At 69.5% G+C, this 22,063-nt stretch carries 19 protein-coding genes; 10 read left to right on the top strand and 9 right to left on the bottom strand.

Translation table 11 applies throughout. The features are described from left to right. The first annotated feature begins 20 nt into the window (after positions 1-20). From QIT00_RS17795 to QIT00_RS17770, 6 genes are read left to right on the top strand one after another with little or no spacing between them, the layout of a single operon-like run. Positions 21-722 (top strand): 2OG-Fe dioxygenase family protein, encoded by a 702-nt coding sequence (locus QIT00_RS17795; RefSeq protein ID WP_282536268.1) that lies wholly within the window; start codon positions 21-23, stop codon positions 720-722. A gap of 8 nt (positions 723-730) precedes the next feature. Next, positions 731-1,597, top strand: coding sequence for a diaminopimelate epimerase (dapF, locus tag QIT00_RS17790; RefSeq protein ID WP_282536267.1), 867 nt, complete (start codon positions 731-733; stop codon positions 1,595-1,597). Further along, positions 1,594-3,681 (top strand): molybdopterin-containing oxidoreductase family protein, encoded by a 2,088-nt coding sequence (locus QIT00_RS17785; RefSeq protein ID WP_282536266.1) that lies wholly within the window; start codon positions 1,594-1,596, stop codon positions 3,679-3,681. The genes dapF and QIT00_RS17785 overlap by 4 nt, the downstream gene beginning before the upstream one ends. Then, positions 3,678-4,667 carry an aldo/keto reductase family protein gene (locus QIT00_RS17780; RefSeq protein ID WP_282536265.1) on the top strand — a complete coding sequence of 330 codons (990 nt, stop codon included), beginning with the start codon at positions 3,678-3,680 and terminating at the stop codon, positions 4,665-4,667. Before QIT00_RS17785 ends, QIT00_RS17780 begins: the two co-directional genes overlap by 4 nt. A gap of 46 nt (positions 4,668-4,713) precedes the next feature. Then, entirely contained in the window at positions 4,714-5,841 is a 1,128-nt protein-coding gene (locus QIT00_RS17775; RefSeq protein WP_282536264.1) for an aminotransferase class I/II-fold pyridoxal phosphate-dependent enzyme, read from the top strand. Continuing rightward, a complete protein-coding gene (locus QIT00_RS17770; RefSeq protein ID WP_282536263.1) occupies positions 5,838-6,752 on the top strand; it encodes an ornithine cyclodeaminase family protein in 915 nt (304 codons plus the stop codon). Before QIT00_RS17775 ends, QIT00_RS17770 begins: the two co-directional genes overlap by 4 nt. A 462-nt stretch (positions 6,753-7,214) precedes the next feature. Here QIT00_RS17770 and QIT00_RS17765 read toward each other — a convergent pair whose 3' ends face one another. Continuing rightward, a complete protein-coding gene (locus QIT00_RS17765) occupies positions 7,215-8,192 on the bottom strand; it encodes a helix-turn-helix domain-containing protein (protein ID WP_282536262.1) in 978 nt (325 codons plus the stop codon). A gap of 129 nt (positions 8,193-8,321) precedes the next feature. On the opposite strand from QIT00_RS17765, the gene QIT00_RS17760 reads away from it, so the two are divergent. Next, on the top strand, positions 8,322-9,365 hold the full coding sequence (locus QIT00_RS17760; RefSeq protein ID WP_282536261.1) for an NAD(P)-dependent alcohol dehydrogenase: 1,044 nt from the start codon (positions 8,322-8,324) through the stop codon (positions 9,363-9,365). Positions 9,366-9,492: 127 nt separating this feature from the next. On the opposite strand, the gene QIT00_RS17755 is transcribed toward QIT00_RS17760, so the two are convergent. Together QIT00_RS17755 and QIT00_RS17750 are read right to left on the bottom strand one after the other, a co-directional pair. Continuing rightward, positions 9,493-11,124 carry an adenosine deaminase family protein gene (locus tag QIT00_RS17755; RefSeq protein WP_408909792.1) on the bottom strand — a complete coding sequence of 544 codons (1,632 nt, stop codon included), beginning with the start codon at positions 11,122-11,124 and terminating at the stop codon, positions 9,493-9,495. A 260-nt stretch (positions 11,125-11,384) separates the two neighbouring features. Beyond that, entirely contained in the window at positions 11,385-11,924 is a 540-nt protein-coding gene (locus tag QIT00_RS17750) for a flavoprotein (RefSeq protein WP_282536260.1), read from the bottom strand. Positions 11,925-12,112: 188 nt separating this feature from the next. Between QIT00_RS17750 and QIT00_RS17745 the strand changes: the two genes are divergently transcribed. From QIT00_RS17745 to QIT00_RS17735, 3 genes are all read left to right on the top strand, one after another. Next, entirely contained in the window at positions 12,113-12,280 is a 168-nt protein-coding gene (locus tag QIT00_RS17745) for a hypothetical protein (protein WP_282536259.1), read from the top strand. 386 nt (positions 12,281-12,666) lie between these two features. After that, positions 12,667-14,514 carry a S9 family peptidase gene (locus QIT00_RS17740; protein ID WP_282536258.1) on the top strand — a complete coding sequence of 616 codons (1,848 nt, stop codon included), beginning with the start codon at positions 12,667-12,669 and terminating at the stop codon, positions 14,512-14,514. 116 nt (positions 14,515-14,630) lie between these two features. After that, positions 14,631-15,497, top strand: coding sequence for an SURF1 family protein (locus QIT00_RS17735; protein WP_282536257.1), 867 nt, complete (start codon positions 14,631-14,633; stop codon positions 15,495-15,497). A gap of 241 nt (positions 15,498-15,738) precedes the next feature. Here the strand turns inward: QIT00_RS17735 and QIT00_RS17730 are convergent, their stop codons facing one another. The 6 genes from QIT00_RS17730 to recR all read right to left on the bottom strand — a co-directional run bounded on the left by QIT00_RS17730 (position 15,739) and on the right by recR (position 21,925). Beyond that, a complete protein-coding gene (locus tag QIT00_RS17730; RefSeq protein WP_282536256.1) occupies positions 15,739-16,977 on the bottom strand; it encodes a hypothetical protein in 1,239 nt (412 codons plus the stop codon). Then, positions 16,974-17,588 (bottom strand): SigE family RNA polymerase sigma factor, encoded by a 615-nt coding sequence (locus tag QIT00_RS17725; RefSeq protein WP_282536335.1) that lies wholly within the window; start codon positions 17,586-17,588, stop codon positions 16,974-16,976. Before QIT00_RS17725 ends, QIT00_RS17730 begins: the two co-directional genes overlap by 4 nt. A gap of 420 nt (positions 17,589-18,008) precedes the next feature. Further along, positions 18,009-19,088: an aspartate-semialdehyde dehydrogenase gene (locus QIT00_RS17720; protein WP_282536255.1), complete on the bottom strand. Its 1,080-nt coding sequence runs from the start codon at positions 19,086-19,088 to the stop codon at positions 18,009-18,011. Further along, the gene (locus QIT00_RS17715) at positions 19,088-20,383 is read right to left on the bottom strand and encodes an aspartate kinase (protein ID WP_282536254.1); all 1,296 of its coding nucleotides are present in this window, start codon (positions 20,381-20,383) and stop codon (positions 19,088-19,090) included. Before QIT00_RS17715 ends, QIT00_RS17720 begins: the two co-directional genes overlap by 1 nt. A gap of 239 nt (positions 20,384-20,622) precedes the next feature. Beyond that, positions 20,623-21,333 (bottom strand): DUF5063 domain-containing protein, encoded by a 711-nt coding sequence (locus tag QIT00_RS17710; RefSeq protein ID WP_282536253.1) that lies wholly within the window; start codon positions 21,331-21,333, stop codon positions 20,623-20,625. Further along, positions 21,326-21,925, bottom strand: coding sequence for a recombination mediator RecR (gene recR / locus QIT00_RS17705; protein WP_282536252.1), 600 nt, complete (start codon positions 21,923-21,925; stop codon positions 21,326-21,328). Before recR ends, QIT00_RS17710 begins: the two co-directional genes overlap by 8 nt. Between the last annotated feature and the right edge of the window lie 138 nt (positions 21,926-22,063).

Raw genomic sequence — 22,063 nt, 5'->3', positions numbered from 1 at the left:
CGACAGGAAGGCTCAGCGCCATGGCACTCGGCCCCCAGGGCTTCTCGATCATCGAACTCCCCCCGGCCGCGCCGGAGATGCTCGATAGCTACGACGAACTGCCGGTTGACGACTACATGGGTAATGGCACCCGGTTCAAACGGTTCGCCCAGTATCGGCTGACTCCGGAGTCCGGGCAGGACACCGGATGGCTCTTCGAGAAATTGCCGCAGCGCGACTACACCACATACACGAGGTTCAACTCGGTGGGCGGCGGCATCCGTCGCAAGTACGAGACGATCGTCACCGACTTCACCCCGATGATCACGCTGGGCGCGGATGCGATCGGCCTCGACCGCGGTGAAGACTGGCAGATCAACGTCCACCAGAACCGCACCAGGGCCGACGGCGGACGTCCGGGTCCGCTGACACCGGAAGGCGTTCACCACGACGGGCATGAGTTCGTCATGATCGCAGTGCTCCGGCGGAACAACGCCGGCGGCGGCGAGACGCGGCTGTGGAAGCCGGGAGCCGACGCGCCGTTCTGGACCGGGACGCTGAAGCCCGGACAGGCGGTCCTGCTGGATGACAAGGCGCTGCAGCACGACGTCACCGATGTGACGTCCGCCGATGGCGGGCCCGGTCACCGGGACATCGTGATCGTCGCTTTCTCCCGCTGGAAGGACAAGTGGTACGGCGACGACCACGACGCCGCAGCCCTAGCCAACACCCCGGCGAGCTGACCGGCCACGTGGACGACTTCGTCAAGTACCAGGCCCTGGGCAACGACTACCTCGTCGTCGGCCCGGGGCATGGCGGCATGGTGCTCGGCACGGATCCCGGTCCCGCAGCCGTCCGGCTGCTGTGCGACCGGCACTACGGCGTGGGCGCGGACGGGCTGCTTCTCGGCCCGCTCGCACCGCCCCGGCCCGGTGACGCGGTGCCATTGCGGATCTTCAACGCCGACGGCAGCGAGTGCGGGATGAGCGGCAACGGCCTGCGGATGTTCGCCCTATACCTCGCGGAACACTACGTCGAGGGATGGCGTGCGGGTGCACCGTTCGCAGTGCGGACGCGGGGCGGTGACGCGGCCGTCGAGATCGTGGATTTCGTCGACTGCCGGGTGCGGGTGGACATGGGACTACCGCGATTCGCATCAGCCACCGAGCACGTCTCCCTTGCCGAAGATGAAGACGACGACCTCACCGTCACCGACGTCCACCTAGGCGTCCCGCACACTGTCCTGTTCAGGGAGCGGATCGACCAGAACCTGGCCCGACGTCTCGGCCCCGCCCTGGCCTGGCATTCCCGCACTCCGAAGGGCACCAACGTGTCGTTCGTGCGCATACACAACCGCCGCACACTGGATGCCGAAGTCTGGGAGCGAGCCGCCGGTTACGTTCCGGCGTCCGGGGCCTGCGCGTGTGCCTCGGCAGCGGTGGCCCACCAACGCGGGCTCGTCGAACGCGATGTCACCGTTCGCATGCCTGGCGGCACTGTCGACGTGAGCATCGCTCTCGACGGCCGCGTCAGCCTGACCGGTACGGCGCAGGAGGTCATGCGCGGCTCCTTCTCACCGTCTCTGCGCAAGGAACTTGCCAAGAGGAGTGACGCATGAGTGGCACACGAGTCGTTCCCGGGGCCTGCCCGCTGGACTGCCCCGACGGCTGCAGCTGGCAGGTGACCGTCCAGGACGGCGAAGCCGTCGCACTGCGCGGCACGCCGGACCACCCCTACACCAGAGGCACCCTGTGCGTGAAGGTCAATCAGTTCCTGGAACACACACGCGCTGAGGACCGGCTCCTCTACCCGCTGCGGCGCACCGGCCGTAAGGGCGAGGGCCGGTTCGAGCGCATCACTTGGGACGACGCCCTGACCGAGATCGCGCAGCGGTTGACGAAGACCATCGAGCGGCATGGCGGTGAAGCCATCTGGCCCTACCAGGGCACAGGCACTCTGGGTTTCCTCCAGGGGCTGCAGGGCAGGGCCGGCAGCCGGCTCTGGAACGTCCTGGGCGCGTCCCGCCACGACATGACGATCTGCTCCATCGCCGGTCTCGCCGGTCTCACGTACACCCTCGGCACCAGCACGGGCATCGACCCGGAGAGCCTGGCCCAGTCCAGGCTGATCCTCCTTTGGGGAAGCAACCCCCTGACGACCCACCATCACCTCTGGAAGGTCATCCAGCGCGCGCGGAGCGACGGTGCCCACGTCGTCGTCATCGACCCGATCCGCAGCCGTTCGGCGGCTCAGGCGGATGAGCACATCGCGCCTCTGCCGGGTTCGGACGCGGCACTCGCCCTCGGCCTGCTCCACGTCGTGGTCCAGGAGGGCGCCGAGGACCAGGAGTACCTGGACACGCACACCGTGGGCTGGCCCGAATTCCGCAAGCTCGTCATGGAGTTCAGCCCCGGCCGCGCTGCACGGGAAGCGGGTGTGCCCGAGGAGGAGATCGTCCGGCTCGGACAGCGCATCGCCACCAGTAGGCCGACAGCGATCAGGGTGTCGCAGGGCATTCAGCGCCACGCTGGAGGCGGTTCCGCGCTGCGTGCTCTGGCCTGCCTGCCCGGCGTCACCGGCGACTGGCGGCGACCAGGCGGCGGCCTCCTCTATTCGACGGACGGTTACTTCGGCGGCAACCGAGAGGCCCTCTACCGGGACGATCTGCTGAAGCGTCCCGTCAGGAGTTTGTCCATGACACGACTGGCCGAAGGGCTGCTGGAGACAGACGACCCGCCCGTCGAAGCGCTAATCGTCTACGGCGCCAACCCTCTGGCCAGTTCCCCCGACCAGAACCGGATCCGCCAGGGTCTGGCTCGGGAGGATCTGTTCACCGTGGTCATGGACCACTTCCAGACCGACACCGCCGACTACGCCGACATCGTCCTGCCCGCCACCATGCAGCCTGAGCACCTCGATGTCCACGACGGCTACGGCCACGTGTACGTCACCTGGAACGAACCGGCAGTCGCCCCGCCCGGCGAGTGCCTGTCCACCACAGAGACGTTCCGGCGCCTGGCTCGGGCCATGAGGCTGACGGAACCGGCGCTGTATGCCAGTGACGAGCAGTTGGCGAGCGAACTCCTCGACTCTGAACATCCGTCCCTGTCCGACATCACCGTGGACTCCCTGCGCGCCAAGGGATGGGCGCGGCTCGCCTATCCGGAGGACCACGTGCCGTTCGCGGACGGATTCCCCACACCCTCGGGCAAGCTCGAGTTCGTCTCGGAGACAGCCGAGGCGGACGGATTCGACGCCGTCGCCGGATACGTTCCCGCTCTGGAGGCCCAAGACGCCGAACTAGCAAGGCAGTTACCCTTCGTCCTCATCTCCGTTGCATCCCACTTTTTCCTCAACACCGTCTTCGGGAACAAACCGGAGCTGCGCCGGCGAGCCGGCCCTCCGCAAGTCGTCGTACACCCCCAGGACGCCTCGATGTACGGCATCACGGACGGTGACCGAGTCAGGGTGTCCAACGCCCGTGGCGCCTTCGAGGCCCTGGCCAAGGTGGCCGACGTGGTGCGCCCGGGCGTCGCGATGTCGACGAAGGGCCACTGGCCCAAGCACACCGACGATGCCGGCCCGAACGCCACCGTCGCCGAACGAGATGCGGACATGGGCGGCGGAGCGGTCTTCCACGACAACCGCGTGCAGATCACGCCCCTCGGGGGCGCCGACACCGACAACGAGGATGCGCAATGAAGTTCCGACAGCTCGGCCGCAGCGGGCTCCAGATCAGCGAGATCGCCTACGGCAACTGGATCACGCACGGATCGCAGATCGACGACGACCGCGCCGTCCGGTGTGTCCACGCGGCACTCGATGAGGGGATCACCACCTTCGACACGGCCGACGTCTACGCGGGCACGGCCGCCGAGTCGGTGCTCGGTAAAGCGCTCAAGGGACAGCGTCGGGAATCCCTCGTTCTCTCCACCAAGGTGTTCTTTCCCCTGGGCCCCGGCCCCAACGACGGCGGTCTAGCCCGCAAACACATCACCGAGGGGATTAACGGCTCACTGTCGCGGCTCGGCACCGACTACGTCGATCTGTACCAGGCACACCGCTTCGACCACCGGACCCCGCTCGAGGAGACCCTTAAGACGTTCGACGACCTCATCCGGCAGGGCAAGGTCCTCTACATCGGCGTCTCGGAGTGGACGGCCGACCAGATCACCCGTGCCATGAAGCTCGCCGCCGAGATGGGACTGGACCGGTTCGTCTCCAATCAGCCCCAGTACTCGATGCTGTGGCGCGTCATCGAGGAAGAGGTCGTACCCGTCTGTGAACGGGAGGGGATGAGCCAGATCGTTTGGTCGCCGCTCGCCCAGGGTGTCCTCACCGGCAAGTACCTGCCGGGGCAGCCCCTGCCCGCGGGATCCCGTGCCACCGACGAGGTGGGTTCCGGTTGGGTGAAGACCTTTCTCCGTGACGACGTGCTGGAGCGCGTGCAGCAACTCGCCGCTATTGCAGCGGAGTTGGGCCTTACGCAGGCCCAGCTCGCCCTCGCCTGGACGCTGCAGAACCCGAATGTCGCGGCAGCCATCGTGGGGGCCTCCCGGCCCGAGCAGGTCCGCGACAGCGCCAAGGCGGCGGGCGTCCGCCTCGACGAGGACGTGATGCGGCGCATCGATGCCGTCCTTGGCCCGGTCGTCGAGCGCGACCCGGCCAAGGTCGACGGCGCCGAGTAGAGCAGCGGGCACCTCGCATCTTTCCATTCACAACCTTGGGGCACACATGACGTTCACCCCGTTCGAACTGCTGGAGTGGCAGGGGCGGTTCGGTAGCACGGCCACCTACACCCTGGCCGACAGTGGCTGCCGGCCCGTTCGGCTCCGCGACATCGTGGACAACCAGGAGTCGCTGAACCGGCTACTCGACAGCGAGCTTGGCTACCCGCCCGTGTGTGGCACGGACCAGCTGCGCGAGCGCATCGCCGCGTGGCATGCCGGGAGCGCTGACCACGCCCCGGAGGTCATCGTCACCGTCGGGGCGGCGGAGGCCAACGCCGTCGCGGTCGAAACTCTCATCCAGCCCGGCGACCACGTAGTGACGATGTCTCCCGGGTACCGCCAGGTCTGGGGCGCTGCTCACAACCGAGGTGCCGTCGTTGAGGACTTCCCGCTGGACGCCGGTCGTGGCTGGCGGCCCGACCTCGACACTTTGGCCCGCGTCGTCCGGAAGGGCACCCGGGCCATCTCGGTGACGACGCCCAGCAACCCGACGGGCACGATCCTCACCGAGGACGAGATCCGGGAGATCGTTGCCATCGCCGACCGCGCTGGTGCCTGGATCCTCTCCGACGAGGTGCACCGCGGCACCGAACTCCACACCGACGACCCCAGCCCCACCTTCTGGGGGCGCTACGACAAGGTCGTGTGCGTCGGCAGCCTCTCCAAGGCTTTCGGCATGCCTGGCCTGCGTCTTGGCTGGCTGATCGCGCCGCCGACGCTGACCCCCAGGCTTCGTCAGCGGCACGAGTACGCCACCGTGTCCGCAGCCGGGCCCGCGATGGCCCTCGCGGAATTGGCTCTCGAACCCACCACCTGCAACAGGCTGCTTGACCGCTACCGCGGCTTCCTCCGGGAGAGCTGGGCCCACATGCAACGGTGGGTCGAATCGCACCACCCACTGTTGTCTGTTGTGCCGCCCGAGGCCACTTCTCTGGCGCTCGTCCACTATGACCTGGACCTCCCGAGCACCGAGGTCGCTGAGGCGCTGCACGCTCGTGGCGGTGTGCTGGTCGGTGCCGGCACCCATTTCGGGGCCGAGCACCACCTCCGGTTCACCTACGGTCAGGAACCAGCTGTGCTCGCGGCTGCTCTGGACAAGACGTCACACGTCCTCAAGGATCTCGCCGCATGACTCTGCCGCAGATCGATGGAGACGAGCTGCTGCGCCATGTACCCATGCATCGGGCCATCGAGGCGATCGAGCAGGCCCTGCTCGCGGGGCTCGACCCCGAGGCAGACCTTCCCCGGACCGTGCTCGACATCGACGCGGGCCAGTTGCTCCTGATGCCCTCCACAACGTCCTCGTACACCGGTGTCAAGATCGCGGGAGTCGTGCCCGGCAATCCCGCCCGGGGGCTGCCCCGCATCGTCGCCTCGTATCTCCTGTTGGGCGGGGCGACGTTATCGCCCGTCGCTCTTGTCGACGGCGCGGCCCTGACGTTGCTGCGCACCCCGGCGGTGTCCGCCGTGGCCGTCAAGCACCTGGCGATTCCGGAGGCCAAACGACTCGTCGTCTTCGGGGCCGGGCCACAGGCGTGGGCTCATGTGGAAGCGATCCGAGCGGTGCGTCCCCTCGCCTCGGTCGGTGTCGTAGCGCGCCGTCCGGAGCAGGCGGTGACGATGGTCGAGCGCTGTCGCGCGGCAGATCTCGACGCGGAGGCGGTGTCACCCGATGCCGTTTCCCAGGCCGACATCGTGGCCTGCTGCACTACGTCCCGTACCCCCCTTTTCCCATCCTCTTTGGTCGCACCCCACACGACCGTCGTCGCCATCGGGGCCCACGAGGCGACGGCCCGCGAGGTAGATACCGGAATGGTCAGCCGGGCCACGGTGGTCGTCGAAGCGCGGACTGCCGCGATGCGCGAGGCGGGTGACCTGCTCATTCCGCTAGGCGATGGCCAGATCGGCGCCGATGTAGTCGCGGGCAACCTGGCCGAGCTCGTCAACGGATCCGTGGAAACCGAGCCCTCGCGCCCGCGGCTGTTCAAGAGCGTGGGTATGCCCTGGCAAGACTTGGTGGTGGCCGTCGCCGCCGTCGGATAGCTCCTGCGCCAGAAAGGGGCTGCGTACGGTCTCCTGACCGGACAGCCCCAGCGCCGACCGAGACGCAAGCCGTAGAACTACTCGACTGGACGGCATCCAACCGACACCGAGGGCCCGCGAGGGCCGTCAGTAATCCCTTCTCCCCGATGGCAACCACCCTGTCCTCGCTCGAATGACGGCGGCAATGTGGGAGCCATCTGGGAGCCGACTCGCGCCCCAAACCCCTTCGACACCACTCGATGCCACCCAGGGCCATGTCTCTGACCAGCACGAATGCTGTCCACGCAGGCAAGATCAGTGCCGAAACCTCATTCGGGACGAAGAGGTCGTGGGTTCAAAATCCCGCCACCCTGACAGCTGAAACAGCAAGGAAGGGCCTGATCCGGAAATCGGATCAGGCCCTTCCTCGTTCCCCTGTGATCGTTGGGGCGCCCGGAGGGCGAAGATCTTGGTCGGCAGGGCCTACGAGTTCGCTCGCATCGAGTCGCCCACACCCCAGCTGGCGAGCAACCGCAACGCCTCCGCCGAGGAGGTTCCCGGTTCCGCGTGATACACGGACAGGAACTGCCCGTCGTCGTCCGGCAGGTGCAGCGTCTCGTATGCGAGCGTCAGCTCTCCCACCACCGGATGCCGCATCCGCTTCACCCCGTGCCCCTTCTCCTTCACGTCATGCGTGGCCCACAGCCGCCTGAACTCCTCGCTCTTCACGGACAGTTCACCCACGAGCGCCGACAGTTCCGGGTCCTCCGGATTCCGGCCCGCGTACAGCCGCAGGTAGCTGACCATGTCGGTGGCCTTCGTGTCCCAGTCGAGGAACAGCTTTCGGTAGTCCGGGTCGAGGAAGGTGAGCCGCGCCCAGTTCCGTTCGGCGCGCGGCAGCCGGCCCCAGTCGCCGAAGAGGGCCGCCGCCATCCGGTTCCAGGCGAGGATGTCGGCGCGCGCCCCGCCGATGTACGCGGGCACGCCCTCCATGGAGTCGAGCAGGTGCCGCAGCGCGGGCCGTACCTGCTGCTGCCGCTTCGGCGCGGGCGGCTTGCGGCGCTGGCGGGTCGGCCTCGCGAGGTGGACGAGGTGCGCGTGCTCGGTGTCGCTGAGTCGCAGGGCGCGCGCGATGGCGTCGAGCACCTCCGCCGACACATTGCGCCCGTTGCCCTGCTCCAGGCGCGTGTAGTACGCGACCGAGACCCCGGCGAGCTGCGCCAGCTCCTCGCGCCGCAGGCCCGGCACCCGCCGGTGCCGCCCCATCGAGGCGAGCCCCACGTCCTCCGGCTTGAGCCGGGCCCGCCGGGTGCGCAGGAACTCACTGAGCTCGGCCCGCCGGTCCAGGTGGTCCGGCCGGTCCAGGTGGTCCGGCCGGTCCACGTGCTCCGGGCTGCCCGAACGGTCCAGGTGGTCGGCCGCCGGTGCCTCGGCCGCATCGTTCTCGTCCATGGCGTCCATGACATCCAGTATTCCCGGTCGTACGACCGTGAGCCTGACCCCGCCAGTAGTAGGACCACTGAACGTACGCAAAGCGGTGACCTGCGGATTCCTTGGTGAACGGGGTGGGGCGGGAGCAGTCTTGAGGCCATGACCACGACTGTTGCCGCATACGCCGCTCCCAGCGCCAAGGCACCGCTGGAGCGCACCACCATCGAGCGCCGTGCCGTCGGCGAGCACGACGTACTGATCGACATCAAGTTCGCCGGAATCTGCCACTCCGACATCCACCAGGCCCGTGAGGGCTGGGGCGAGGCCATCTTCCCGATGGTGCCGGGACACGAGATCGCCGGTGTCGTGGAGGCCGTCGGTGCGGGTGTCACCAAGTTCAAGGTCGGCGACCGCGTCGGCGTCGGCTGCATGGTCGACTCCTGCGGCGAGTGCGAGCCCTGCCGGTCCGGGCAGGAGCAGCACTGCGTCGAGGGGAACATCCAGACGTACAACGGCGTCGGCAAGGACGGCGAGCCCACCTACGGCGGCTACTCGCAGAAGGTCGTCGTCACCGAGGGCTTCGTCGTCGGCATCCCCGACGCCCTCGCGCTCGACGTGGCCGCGCCGCTGCTCTGCGCCGGCATCACCACGTACTCCCCGCTGAAGCACTGGGGCGCGGGCCCCGGCAAGAAGGTCGCGATCGTCGGGCTCGGCGGCCTCGGCCACATGGGCGTCAAGATCGCGCACGCGCTCGGCGCGGAGGTCACCGTCCTGTCGCAGTCGCTGCGCAAGAAGGACGACGGCCTGAAGCTGGGCGCCGACCACTATTACGCGACGAGCGACCCGGCCACCTTCGAGGAGCTGGGCGGCAGCTTCGACGTGATTCTCTCCACGGTCTCCGCGCCGCTGGACTTCGGTGCGTACCTGGGGCTGCTGAAGACGGGCGGCGCGCTGGTGAACGTCGGCGCCCCGGAGGAGCCGATCGGGCTCAACCTGTTCTCCCTCATCGGCGGCAACAAGGTACTCGCCGGCTCCATGATCGGCGGCATCGCCGAGACCCAGGAGATGCTCGACTTCTGCGCCGAGCGCGGCATCGGCGCGGAGATCGAACTGATCGAGGCCGGCCAGATCAACGAGGCGTACGAGCGGGTCCTGAACTCGGACGTGCGCTACCGCTTCGTGATCGACGCGGCGACGATCTGAGGTAGCTGCGTCGGCAGACGTCCACGGACTCGGCGGATGGCGCCCCACGCACTCGGCGGATGGCGCCCCACGCACTCGGCGGATGGCGCCCGTTTCCGGGCCGCCATCCGCCGCGAGGGGGGTGGGGTTACGCGCGTGAGCCCGTCCAGGGGCGGCCGGGGCGGTAGGCGCGTTCGAAGCGGTACAGGGCTGCCTCCTGGCGCCACTGGACCTCCGCCTTCGCGCTGGTCGCGAGCAGGTTTCGGCAGGCCGGGGTGGGTGGCACCAGGCCGGGGACGCTGTCGGCGCAGGCGGTGGTGAAGTGGTGGCCGTCGCGCGTCGGGTTGCCCCGCCACAGGCTGCGGCCGGGCAGGAAGGCGTACTCGAGCGAGGCCCGCGCCAGGTCCTTGAGCTGCGGATACGACAGGTCGTACGTCTCGGCCGCGTACCTGTACTCATGGCTGATGTCGATACGGCTGATGCCCGGGTCGTCCGTGGCGAGGACGACGGGCACGCCGTGGCGGCGGTACGTCTCGAAGGGGTGGTCGGCGCCGCGTACGCCGAGGATCTGCGCGTTGCTGGTGAACGGCACCTCGACCGCGACCTCGCGCTGCGCCATGGTGCGGGCCGTGCGCCGCCAGTCGTCCTCGTGGACGAGATCGACGCCGTGGCCGACGCGTTCGGCGCTCGCGACACCTACCGCTTCCTTGATGTGGAACTTCAGGTCCTCCGGCTTGACCAGGCCGGGCCACAACTCGCCCGCGTGCAGGGTGACATGGGCCCGCGGGTAGACACCGCGAAGGTACTGGACCATGCGCATCTGCAGGCTGTAGTCGCGCAGCGCGCGCTCGCCGTCCTCGGGCTGGACCAGGTTCACGGCGACGAACCGGCTGTCACGCTCGGCCAGGCGCATGCCGAGGGCGAGTTGGGTGAACACACGCTCGGGTGCGCTGCCTCGCGAGACCTGCGAGATCCAGCGCACGGGCAGCCGACACCCCGGCCGTGCCTTTGGGGTGCCACAGCGGGCAGCCGTACGGAACTCGGTGTCGGCGGCGTCGGCCTCCTTGCCCGCCTCCGTGACGAGCTGGTCGAGGCGTCCGCCGGCGACGAGCTTGCGGTGCAGGTCGGCGAGGTTCGCGTCCCAACCGACGGCTGCGGCGAGGCGCTTCGCACCATCCGAGGCCGGCGTGACCATGGTCTCCAGGTAGAACTGCCGCTGCTCGGCCGCGTCGTCCGCCACTTCGGCGAGCAGCTTTCCGCGGTTCCGCCCCGTCACCTCGCCGAACTTCCCGAACGTGTCGAAGAAGTGGTCGTGGCCGTTGCCGTCCTGCGGGAAGTCCTGCATGGACCAGGCGCGGACGAGCGCGTCATGGAAGTCACGGTCGGTGCGGGCGTCCTTGGCCGGGCGGGTGCCCGCGGCGCAGGGCGGCGGGACGGCCGTCATGGTCCGGGTGTCCACGCACAGGCCGTCCTCCGCGGCCAGCTCGACCAGGTACTCGGTCGAGACCGCGCCCGACAGATGGTTGTGCAGCTCACCTCCCTTCGGGAGCTTCCGGAAGAAGTCGTTCAGCAGCCTCGGCTTGTCCTTGATGCCTTGCAGGTACGCGTCCGTCGCGGCCTCGCGGGCAGAGGTCGGCGAAGGCGGGGGCGCGGCGTCGGCGGTGGCCGACGCGGATGTCGGGGGCAGCAGCAGTGACGAGAGGGCCGCGCCGGCGGTGACAGCCACGGCGGCGTACGTCCTGGCGGTCCGGCCGGAGGAGTAACGGTGTCGGAGATTCACCGGGTCATGATCAACAGCGCGGGCGGTGGCCGGGCGACAGCGACGCCGACGGTGCTTTCGATCCGTCCGTAAGCCACCCGGCTGGTGGAGGCGAACGGAGGAGCGAGCCCGCTCGGGCCGGGCCCTCTTGGCCGGGTGCTCTTGGCCGGGTCCTGTTGGGCGGGTCCTCTCGGGCGGGTCCTCTCGGGCGGGTCCTCTCGGTCCGGTGCGGCCGTTGGCCAGGATCTGGCTGGGTCAGGATCCGGTCGCGGACGTGGGGGTTACTCGTCCTTGCGCCCCCGGCCTCTCCTCCCGTCCGCGTCCGGCAGGAGATCGAGCACGCGCTCCCAGGGGAAGTCGTCCGTGCCCGGTGACGGTCTGCTGTCGGCGATCGCCACGCCCATGTCGCGCAGCCGCTCCAGACTCGCTCCGTACGCGGGATGCGCCGCCAACTGCGCGCTCACACTGGGCAGTACGGCCGTGGGGACGCCGCTGCCGTACGCCTCGCACAGGGTGGCCACGGCCAGGGTGTCGGCTATTCCCGCCGCCCATTTGTTGACGGTGTTGAACGTGGCCGGGGCTACCGCGATCGCATCCGGGTCGGGGAGCGGCCGGGGGTCGCCCGGGGCCCGCCATGCCGAACGGATCGGGTAGCCGGTCTGCTCCGCCACGGCCTCGACGTCGAGGAAGCCGAGGCCCTGCGGGGTGGCGATCACGCCCACCTCCCACTGCCGCTCCTGGGCTGCGGTGATCAACATGCCGGTGTCGGCGGCGACTCCGGCCGCGCAGACGACGACGTACAGGAAGGGTTTGTCAGTCACGGCTCCGAGTCTTTCGTGCTGGGGTCTGTGGCGGTCGGTCGCCGGGCTGGATCTTCGGGTGCGATTTGGCATTTGTGCAGTTCAGAGCGGTCTCTGAGTGGATTCGGGCAAGGTCGAGATGCCGACGGGGACGGTCGGGTGGACAGTGGAATGCGTATGGCGCTCCGACGCGAGGAGGAGAGGGGACCATGCCCAAGAACGTCCACGGCCAGAACAGTCCGAAGGATCCCCAGCACTCGAAGATTTCCGCTCAGCAGGCGCGGTCGAAGAGCACGCATCCCGAGGTGCAGTCGATCTCGGCCAAGACGCGGGGGATGCAGCAGAAGAGCCAGGCACGCCGCCAGGGCAACCGCTGAGAGGCCGCCGCCCCGAACCACAGTCGTCGCGAACGATCACGTCAGGGGCCTGACCCGGATCCCGGGTCGGGCCCCTGGCTTTCCCGCGCCCTGCGCCCTGCGCCCCGCGCCCCGCGCCCACGCCACGGCTCGGAGGCACGGGCGTGAGGTCGTACGAGAGCGCGGCGGGCATGAGGTCGTACGAGAGCGCGGCGGGCGTGATGTCGTACGAGGGCGGCGTGGATGAGGTCGTGTGTGAAGTCATGCCGCGAGTCTGCATCGCCGCACTGACAATCCCGGTCGGCCGCGGAGAGTTATCCACAGGCGGCGGAGGTGTCCCGTCGGAGTTATCCACAGGCTGAGGGCCGCGACGGCAGGATGTCGGTCGGGCCAGGCAGTATGGGGCCATGACTGCGGAGATGCCGAACTGGCCGGACTGGGAGAAGCGCTTCAGGGCGCCACGTGTGTCGTTGCCCGAGTGGGCGGAGGACGCACCGGACCGCTCGCTGTTCGTGTCGAACGCGACGGGGACATTCGAGCTGTACGCCTGGGACCGCGCGACCGGCGAGCAACGCCAGGTGACGGACCGGCCGAACGGCACGACGGACGGCGCCCTGAGCCCGGACGGCCAGTGGATCTGGTGGTTCTCGGACACGGACGGGGACGAGTTCGGCGTGTGGATGCGTCAGCCCTTCGCGGGCGGCGCGGCACAGAGGGAGCAGGACGGGGGCGCGGATGCCGTAGGAGCGGACGAGCCGGCCGCTCCGGGCCTCGAAGCCTCCTATCCGGCGGGCCTAGCCATCGGCAGGGACGGCAGAACCGCGGTCGTGGGCCGCTCCACGGACGAGGACGGCTCCACGATCCACGTCGCGCGGGCGGGCGAGAAGCCCGTCGAGATCTATCGCCACCGCGAGTCGGCGGGCGTCGGCGACCTGTCGTACGACGGCACGCTGATCGCCGTCGAGCACACCGAGCACGGCGACGCCATGCACGCCGCGCTGCGCGTGGTCCGGCTCGACGGCGGCACGGTGGCCGAGCTCGACGACTCGAAGGGCGGCACGGAGGAGCTGGGCCTGGAGGTGCTCGGCTTCGCGCCGGTCGAGGGGGACAGCCGCCTGCTCGTCGGACATCAGCGGCGCGGGCGCTGGGAGCCGATGATCTGGGACGTCGCCACCGGCGAGGAGCTCGACCTGGCCTTGGAGCTGCCGGGTGACGTGGGCGCGGAGTGGTATCCGGACGGCTCGGCGCTGCTCGTCGTGCACAGCTTCGAGGCCCGTAGCGAGTTGTTCCGGTTCGACCTGGCGGAGCGTGAGCTGATCGAGGTGGAGACGCCGAAGGGCTCGGTCTCGGGGGCGACGGCGCGGCCGGACGGCACGGTGGAGTACCTGTGGTCCTCCGCGGCCGAGCCGCCGCAGGTGCGGTCGACGACGGGTGCGGTCGTCCTCGATCCGCCCGGCATGAAGGCTCCGAGTTCGGTGCCGGTCGAGGACGTGTGGGTGGAGAGCCCGGGCGGGCGGGTGCACGCGCTCGTGCAACGGCCCGTCGGCGAGGGCCCGTTCCCGACGGTCTTCGAGGTCCACGGCGGCCCCACCTGGCACGACAATGACGCGTTCGCGGCGGGCCCGGCGGCCTGGGTGGACCACGGGTACGCGGTCGTGCGGGTCAACTACCGCGGCTCCACGGGATACGGCAGGGAGTGGACGGACGCGCTGAAGCACCGCGTCGGGCTCATCGAGCTGGAGGACATCGAGGCCGTCCGGAAGTGGGCCGTCTCCTCCGGCCTCGCCGACCCGGCGAAGCTGGTGCTCTCCGGGGGGTCGTGGGGCGGCTATCTGACGCTCCTCGGGCTCGGCACCCAGCCCGAGTCCTGGTCGCTTGGCCTCTCGGCGGTGCCCGTCGCGGACTACGTCACGGCGTACAACGACGAGATGGAGGCGCTGAAGTCGATGGACCGCACGCTGCTCGGCGGTACGCCGGAGGAGGTCCCGGAGCGCTACGAGGCCTCGTCGCCGCTGACGTACGTGGACCGGGTGCGTGCGCCGCTGTACATCTCGGCGGGCGTGAACGATCCGCGGTGCCCGATCCGCCAGGTCGAGAACTATGTGGACCGGCTGGCGGCGAGGGATGCGGTGCACGAGGTGTACCGCTACGACGCGGGGCACGGTTCGCTGGTCGTGGAGGAGCGGATCAAGCAGGTCCGCCTGGAGCTGGACTTCGCCACCCGGCACTTGGGGGTGAGCCCTTACAGAGCGTGAGGCTGAGGGCTGCCGGGGCGGTTGGCCCCGGGTACGGGCGGGCGGCCGGGCAGCCGGGAAGTTCTACCCGGCACCCTGAGCCCGGGGGCGGAGTGGGGCACCGTACGGTGGTAGGCGTGTATCGGTTTCTGCTGACTCCGCGATGGTGGGGGATCAACCTCTTCCTGGTGCTGGCCATCCCCTTCTGCGTGTTCATGGGGTCCTGGCAGCTCGGGCGGTTCGAGGACCGTGTGGAGAGCCATCAGGCGGCCGAGAAGCGCAGCGACGAGGCGGGCGAAGGGGCGGCGCGGCCGCTGACCGAGCTGCTGCCCGTCGACAAGGAGACCTCCGGCGAGCGGGCCACCGCGACCGGCCGCTGGGACCGTCAACTGCTGGTTCCGGAGCGGCAGTTGGACGGCAAGCGGGGATACTACGTCCTGGGGCTGCTGCGTACGGACGGGGGCAAGGCGCTGCCCGTGGTGCGCGGGTGGATGCCCGGTGAGGCCGGCAAGGCGAAGGCGCCGGAGCTGCCTTCCGGCGAGGTCACGGTGACGGGCGCGCTGCAGGCCTCGGAGAACTCCGGCACCGACGGAGTGCACAAGGAGGGCGGCCTGCCCGAGGGTCAGCTGGGCATGATCAGCGCCGCGTCGCTGGTGAACCTGGTGCCGTACGAGGTGTACGACGCCTGGGTCACCGTCGACCGGGCAGCGGACGGGATGACGCCCGTACCGCCGCTGGCGCCGCAGGGCAGCGGGCTCGACCTGAAGGCGTTCCAGAACCTGGGTTACACCGGGGAATGGTTCATCTTCGCGGGGTTCGTGCTGTTCATGTGGTTCCGGCTGTTCCGGCGCGAGGTGGAGTTCGCGAAGGACGCCGAGCTGGGCCTCGTACCGAGGGACGACGAGACGAGCGGGTCGTCGTCCACGGACGAGGTGAGGAGTGAGGCCGGGGGCGAAGTGAAGAGCGAAGGCGCGGACGAAACGGAAGCGAGGGCGCGGACGTAGGCGCGGACGAAACGGAAGGCGCGGGCGCGGACGCAGGCGCAGGCGCAGGCGCAGGCTCGGGCGAAACGAAAGACGAGGGCGACGACGTAGGCGCGCACGGCCTGGACGACGTAGGCGCGGACGAAAGCGCTGCAGAGGCCGGATCTGCCTCCGGCACCGGGACCGCCTCCGGGGAGAAGGCCAAGGCCTGAGACGGGCCGAGGCTGGAATCCCGTACCGACCTCAAGAAGCCGTACCGACCTCAAGAAGCCGTCAGTACGCCCGTTCGGTAGATCGTGCCGGCGCAGCCCGCGAGGGTGGTTGCCGCGCTGGGCGCACCCGGCTCCGCGGTGTGGGTGACCGAGACCGTGCCGTCGGACGGGCCTTCCTCGGCGCCGAGTTGGGGGTCCATGCCGCTCTGCTCCGTACCGCCGCTGGCGCCGTCGCCCGTGGGTGTCGGGTCCGGGGAGGCGCCCGGGCCGGGGCAGCTCTCGGAGGGTACCCAGGCGAAGCGGACCTCGTAGGCCGTGCCCGGCTTGAGGACGACCGAGGTCGGGTTGGTGGCCGGGTCCGGGAGGCGGGTCGCCGCGTCACCGGCGGCGTGGTCCACGACGTTGATCTTCGCGGGGTCGGCCGCGCCCTGGGCGGCGAAGACGACGCTGCCCGCACCGCCGACCGTGCACTCGGCGTCGGAGGTGTTGGCGACGCGGAACGTGCCGTAGACCTTGCCCTCGGCGTCCGGGGGCTCGGCGGTCGCGGTGGCGCTGCCCAGCTGGGCGGCGTCGCAGGTGGTGGCGGTGATGGCTTCGGTGGCCTTCGGGTCGGCGCCGGCCGTCGAGCCCTCGCCGGGCTCGGTGCCGCCCTTGCCCTTGCCCTTGCCGCCCTCGTCGTCCTTGCCCTTGGCGCCCTCGTCGTCCTTGCCGGAGGGCTGGTCGCCGCCCTGCTCGCTCCCGCCGGTGACCCGGGCGGAGCCGTTGCCGCCGGGAACCTGGGAGCTGTGGCCGACGGCCGAGGGATGGTCGTCGTCGGCGCTCGGCGAGCCGGTGACGTGGACGAGGGCGGGGACCGCGGTGCCGATGAACAGCGCCGCGGCGGCCATGCCCACGACGGCCTGACGCTTGCGGGCCCGGCGGGCGGGCACGGCTCGGCGCAGGTGGTCGAGGGCTTGGTCGGAGGGTTCGAGTTCCTGGACGGCGTCCTGGAGGAGGTTGCGGACCAGGAGTTCGTCGGCGTCCAGGCCGGCCGCACTGTCCGCAGGGCTCTCGTGCTCGCCCTCGTCGCCGTGGGTGCTGGGGCCGTTGTTCACCGGTTCGTTCCCGCCGTGCTGTTCGTACTGAGCTGCGTTGCCGCTGTTGCGGCCGAGCCGGTCGTCGTACCGGGACTCCCGGCCGTCGGACGAGCCGGCGGACCGGTCGCCGGACCGGTCGCCGGACCGGCTGCCGGACTGATCTCCCGGGCGGCCGTCATCGCGCCGCTCGTCGTGCGGGTCGTACTCGCTCATGCCGGCGCCTCCATGGCGACGCGCAGGGCCGCTATGCCGCGCGATCCGTACGCCTTGACCGAGCCGAGCGAGATGCCGAGCGTCTCGGCGACCTGAGCCTCGGTCATGTCCGCGAAGTACCGCAGCACCAGGACCTCGCGCTGGCGGCGCTGGAGGCCGCGCATCGCCTTGATCAGGGCGTCGCGCTCCAGCTGGTCGTACGCCCCCTCCTCCGCGCTCGCCATGTCCGGCATCGGCTTCGAGAGCAGCTTGAGGCCGAGGATGCGGCGGCGCAGGGCGGAGCGGGAGAGGTTGACGACGGTCTGGCGCAGGTAGGCCAGCGTCTTCTCCGGGTCGCGGACCCGCTTGCGCGCGGAGTGCACGCGGATGAAGGCCTCCTGGACGACGTCCTCGCAGGACGCGGTGTCGTCGAGGAGCAGTGCCGCGAGGCCGAGCAGCGAGCGGTAGTGCGCGCGGTAGGTCTCGGTGAGGTGGTCGACGGTGGTGCCGGAGGCCATGGCTTCGTCAGCGCCCTCGCGCTGGCCGGGCATGCGGGTGTGCCGCGTCGCGGGCATGGGGGCGATCACCGGCATGCCGCCGCGCTGCGGCCGCACGGCTGCGCCGCGGGCCATGGGGAATTCGAGTACCTCTGCCACGCTTGTTGGACACGCTTCCCCCCGTCAGGGTTGTACGCCTCGCGCCGGATGTTTGCCGCGGGCGCCACCGGCGCCGCGAACCGCGTGTGTGGCGATGCACCCCATGCCGTCATGCGTACCAGCTCTTCCCCTACGCCCCGATGTGCCCCGTTTCAGTGCGATGCCTTTGGAAGGCCGACCGCAAAGACGCTCCCCGGCCGACCGCGGTTGCAGGAAACCATGCGGGAATCCTGCGCATCGCGCGGAGAGTGGGGAGCGAATCGTCGTACGGGGCAGTGGTCCAGCTCAAGTGGCCTGGACCAGCAAGTTGGACACACAACTTACACAGATCTCACATAGAAAATCGCCCGGGTTTCCCCTGAAGTTCCGGACCAACAACCCGCAAAAGAGGGCGAATTACGACAGTTCAGCCGCCACGAGCTCCGCGATCTGTGCCGTGTTCAACGCGGCGCCCTTGCGCAGGTTGTCGCCGCAGACGAAGAGTTCGAGCGCGGCCGGGTCGTCGAGGGCGCGGCGTACGCGGCCGACCCAGGTGGGGTCGGTGCCCACCACGTCCGCGGGGGTGGGGAATTCACCGGCCGCGGGGTTGTCGAAGAGCACCACGCCGGGCGCCGTGGAGAGGATCTCGTGGGCGCGGTCCACGGTCACCTCGTTCTCGAAGCGGGCGTGGACGGTCAGCGAATGGGTCGTGACGACCGGTACGCGGACACAGGTGACACTCACCCGCAGATCGGGAAGACCCAGGATCTTCCGGGACTCGTTCCGGACCTTGAGCTCCTCGGACGACCAGCCGTCGTCCTGCAGCGAACCCGCCCAGGGGATGACGTTGAGCGCGATCGGTTCGCGGAAGGGCCCGGTGTTCTCGCCGACGGCACGGCGCACATCGCCCGGCTTGGTCCCGAGATCGGAGCCGGCGACCAGTTCCAACTGCTCGCGCAGCACGTCCACTCCGGCGAGCCCGGCCCCGCTCACCGCCTGGTACGAGGAGACCACGAGCTCACGGAGGCCGAACTCGGCGTGCAGCGCGCCCATCGCGACGATCATGGAGAGCGTCGTGCAGTTCGGGTTGGCGACGATGCCGCGCGGGCGGACCCGGGCGGCGTGCGGATTGACCTCGGGGACGACGAGGGGGACGTCCGGGTCCATCCGGAAGGCGGCCGAGTTGTCCACGACCACCGCGCCCTTGGCGGCGGCGATCGGCGCCCACTGGGCGGAGACCTCGTCGGGTACGTCGAACATCGCGATGTCGACGCCCTCGAAGGCCTCTTCGGTGAGCGCGACGACCTCGACCTCCTCGCCGCGCACGGTCAGCTTGCGGCCGGCCGAGCGCGGGGAGGCGACGAGTCGGATCTCGCCCCAGATGTCGGCGTGCTGGGACAGGATCGAGAGCATGACCGTGCCGACGGCCCCGGTCGCCCCGACGACCGCGAGTGTGGGTCGGGCGTGGGCGTCCGGGGCCGTCGGCGCAGGGGTCATCAGCGGCCGGTGCCTCCGTAGACCACGGCCTCTTCGGAGTCGCTGTCGAGGCCGAAGGAGGTGTGCACGGCCTGCACGGCCTCCTTGACGTCGTCGGCGCGGGTGACGACCGAGATGCGGATCTCGGAGGTCGAGATGAGCTCGATGTTCACGCCCGCGTCGCTGAGCGCCTCGAAGAACTGCGCGGTGACGCCCGGGTTGGTCTTCATACCGGCGCCGACCAGGGAGATCTTGGCGATCTGGTCGTCGTAGCGCAGGGAGTCGTACCCCACCGACGGCTTGATCTTCTCCAGGGCGGCCGTGGCCTTCTTGCCCTCGGCCTTCGGCAGCGTGAACGAGATGTCGGTCAGGCCCGTGGAGGCCGCCGAGACGTTCTGCACGACCATGTCGATGTTGATCTCGGCGTCCGCGACGGCGCGGAAGATCGACGCGGCCTCGCCGGGCTTGTCCGGGACGCCGACGACGGTGACCTTGGCCTCGGAGACGTCGTGGGCGACTCCGGAAATGAGTGCGTGCTCCACCTGCTCGGCTCCCTGTGCAGACTGTGCAGATTGCTGCGGTCGTTCGTTACTGACCCACGTACCCGGCAGCCCCGAGAAGGACGACCGTACGTGGATCGGGATGTTGTAGCGACGGGCGTACTCCACGCAGCGGTGGAGGAGCACCTTCGAACCGGAAGCGGCCAGCTCCAGCATGTCCTCGAAGGAGATCCAGTCCATCTTGCGGGCCTTCTTGACGACCCGCGGGTCGGCGGTGAAGACGCCGTCGACGTCGGTGTAGATCTCGCACACGTCGGCGTCGAGGGCGGCCGCGAGGGCCACCGCCGTGGTGTCACTGCCACCGCGACCGAGCGTGGTGATGTCCTTGTTGTCCTGGCTCACGCCCTGGAAGCCGGCGACGATGGCGATGTTGCCCTCGTCGACGGAGGTGCGGATCCGGCCCGGCGTGACATCGATGATGCGCGCTTTGTTGTGAACCGAGTCGGTGATGACACCCGCCTGGCTACCGGTGAAGGACTGGGCCTCGTGGCCCAGGTTTTTGATCGCCATCGCCAGCAGGGCCATGGAGATCCGCTCCCCGGCGGTCAACAGCATGTCGAGCTCACGCCCGGCAGGGATCGGCGATACCTGCTCGGCGAGATCGATCAGCTCGTCCGTCGAGTCACCCATCGCGGAGACCACGGCAACAACCTGGTTGCCCTTCTTCTTGGCCTCGACGATGCGCTTGGCGACCCGCTTGATGCCTTCGGCATCGGCTACGGAGGAGCCTCCGTACTTCTGCACGACAAGGCTCACGTGCGCTCCTCGCTCAATTCTTGGTGCGGTCGGCTCAGTTTAACGAGCGGCCGGTTATCGCCCCGCATGTATCGCATCGTGAGATGTCCCGCTCACGAAGTGATCACCAGGGCCCCTGTCACCCGGCCGCTCCAGAACGGCACATGCCCGCTGAGCTCCGGGACACTCCGGAAAGTGGGGCGGGTCACAGCGGGGCGGGTGCCCGGGGTGCGTGTTCCGGCCATCCGCCCGTGCACCGGTCAGCGCCCCTGACGCAGCCCCAGCGGGCCCGCGATCTCCTCGGCCATGACCTTGCCGGCCTCCTCGGCCAGCTCGTCCTCCTCGCCGAGGTCCTGGTCGGTGTCCAGGCCGTCCAACTCCTGCAGCGGCTGGTCCAGGCGGACGTGGGCGACCAGGGACTGCAGGGCGCGCAGGGAGGCGGAGACCGTGGAGCCCCAGTTGGAGAAGTACGAGAACTGCCACCACCACAGCGCCTCGACCGTGCGGCCCGCGCGGTAGTGGGCGAGGCCGTGGCGCAGGTCCGTGACGACGTCCGCGAGGTCGTCCGAGATACGGCAGGCCACCGGGGCCTTGCGGGGCTCGTACGGGTCGAAGACCTCGGAGTAGACGTCGACCGGGTCGAGGAGGGCGGCGAGGCGCTCGCGGAGCTCGTCCGCTTCGTCGACGGCCTGCTCCGGTCCCAGATCCGGTTCGTACCGTTCGTCCGGGACGATGTCCTCGTGGGCGCCGAGGCGGCCGCCGGCGAGGAGGAGCTGGGAGACCTCCAGGAGGAGGTACGGAATGGCGGAGTCCGGCTCGTCGCCCTTGGCGACCTCCGTCACCGTGAGGATGAAGCTCTCGACCTGATCGGCGATCTGCACCGCGAAATCGGCCGGGTCGGGCGGCGTCGGAGCACCGTCTGCCGGCCCGCGCCCCGGCGTACCGTTCTTGACCTGCGTGGCGTCAGACATCGAGCAGTCGTCTCCCTTCGAAGGCGCGGCCCAGGGTGACCTCGTCCGCGTACTCAAGGTCTCCGCCGACGGGAAGGCCGCTGGCCAGTCGGGTGACCTTCAGGCCCATCGGCTTGATCATGCGGGCGAGGTACGTCGCCGTGGCCTCGCCCTCCAGGTTGGGGTCCGTGGCCAGGATCAGCTCGGTGACGGTGCCGTCGGCGAGCCGGGCGAGGAGTTCCCTGATCCGCAGGTCGTCCGGGCCGACGCCCTCGATGGGGCTGATCGCCCCGCCCAGGACGTGATAGCGGCCGCGGAACTCGCGGGTGCGCTCGATCGCCACGACGTCCTTGGGCTCCTCGACGACACAGACGATCGCCGGGTCGCGCCGCTGGTCGCGGCAGACGGCGCACTGCTCCTCCTGCGCCACGTTCCCGCAGACGCTGCAGAAGCGGACCTTCTCCTTCACTTCCAGGAGGGCGTGCGCGAGGCGGCGCACATCGGTCGGCTCCGCCTGCAGGATGTGGAAGGCGATCCGCTGCGCGCTCTTGGGACCGACGCCGGGCAGCCTGCCCAATTCGTCGATGAGGTCCTGGACCACGCCTTCGTACAACGGACTGCCTTCCTGGTGCTTCTGTTCTGTTCTGGCTTCTGCTCTGGCTGCTGTTCTGGCTTCTGTTCCCGCTGCTGTTCCGGCTGCTGTTCTGCCTTGGTACGTACGGTAGTTGGTGGACCGGGACCTCAGATAGAG

This window comes from Streptomyces luteolus (assembly GCF_029968015.1).
GTDB lineage: Bacteria > Actinomycetota > Actinomycetes > Streptomycetales > Streptomycetaceae > Streptomyces > Streptomyces luteolus.
Note: the sequence above shows the minus strand (reverse complement) of the source record. Positions and strands in the feature narration are given on the sequence as shown.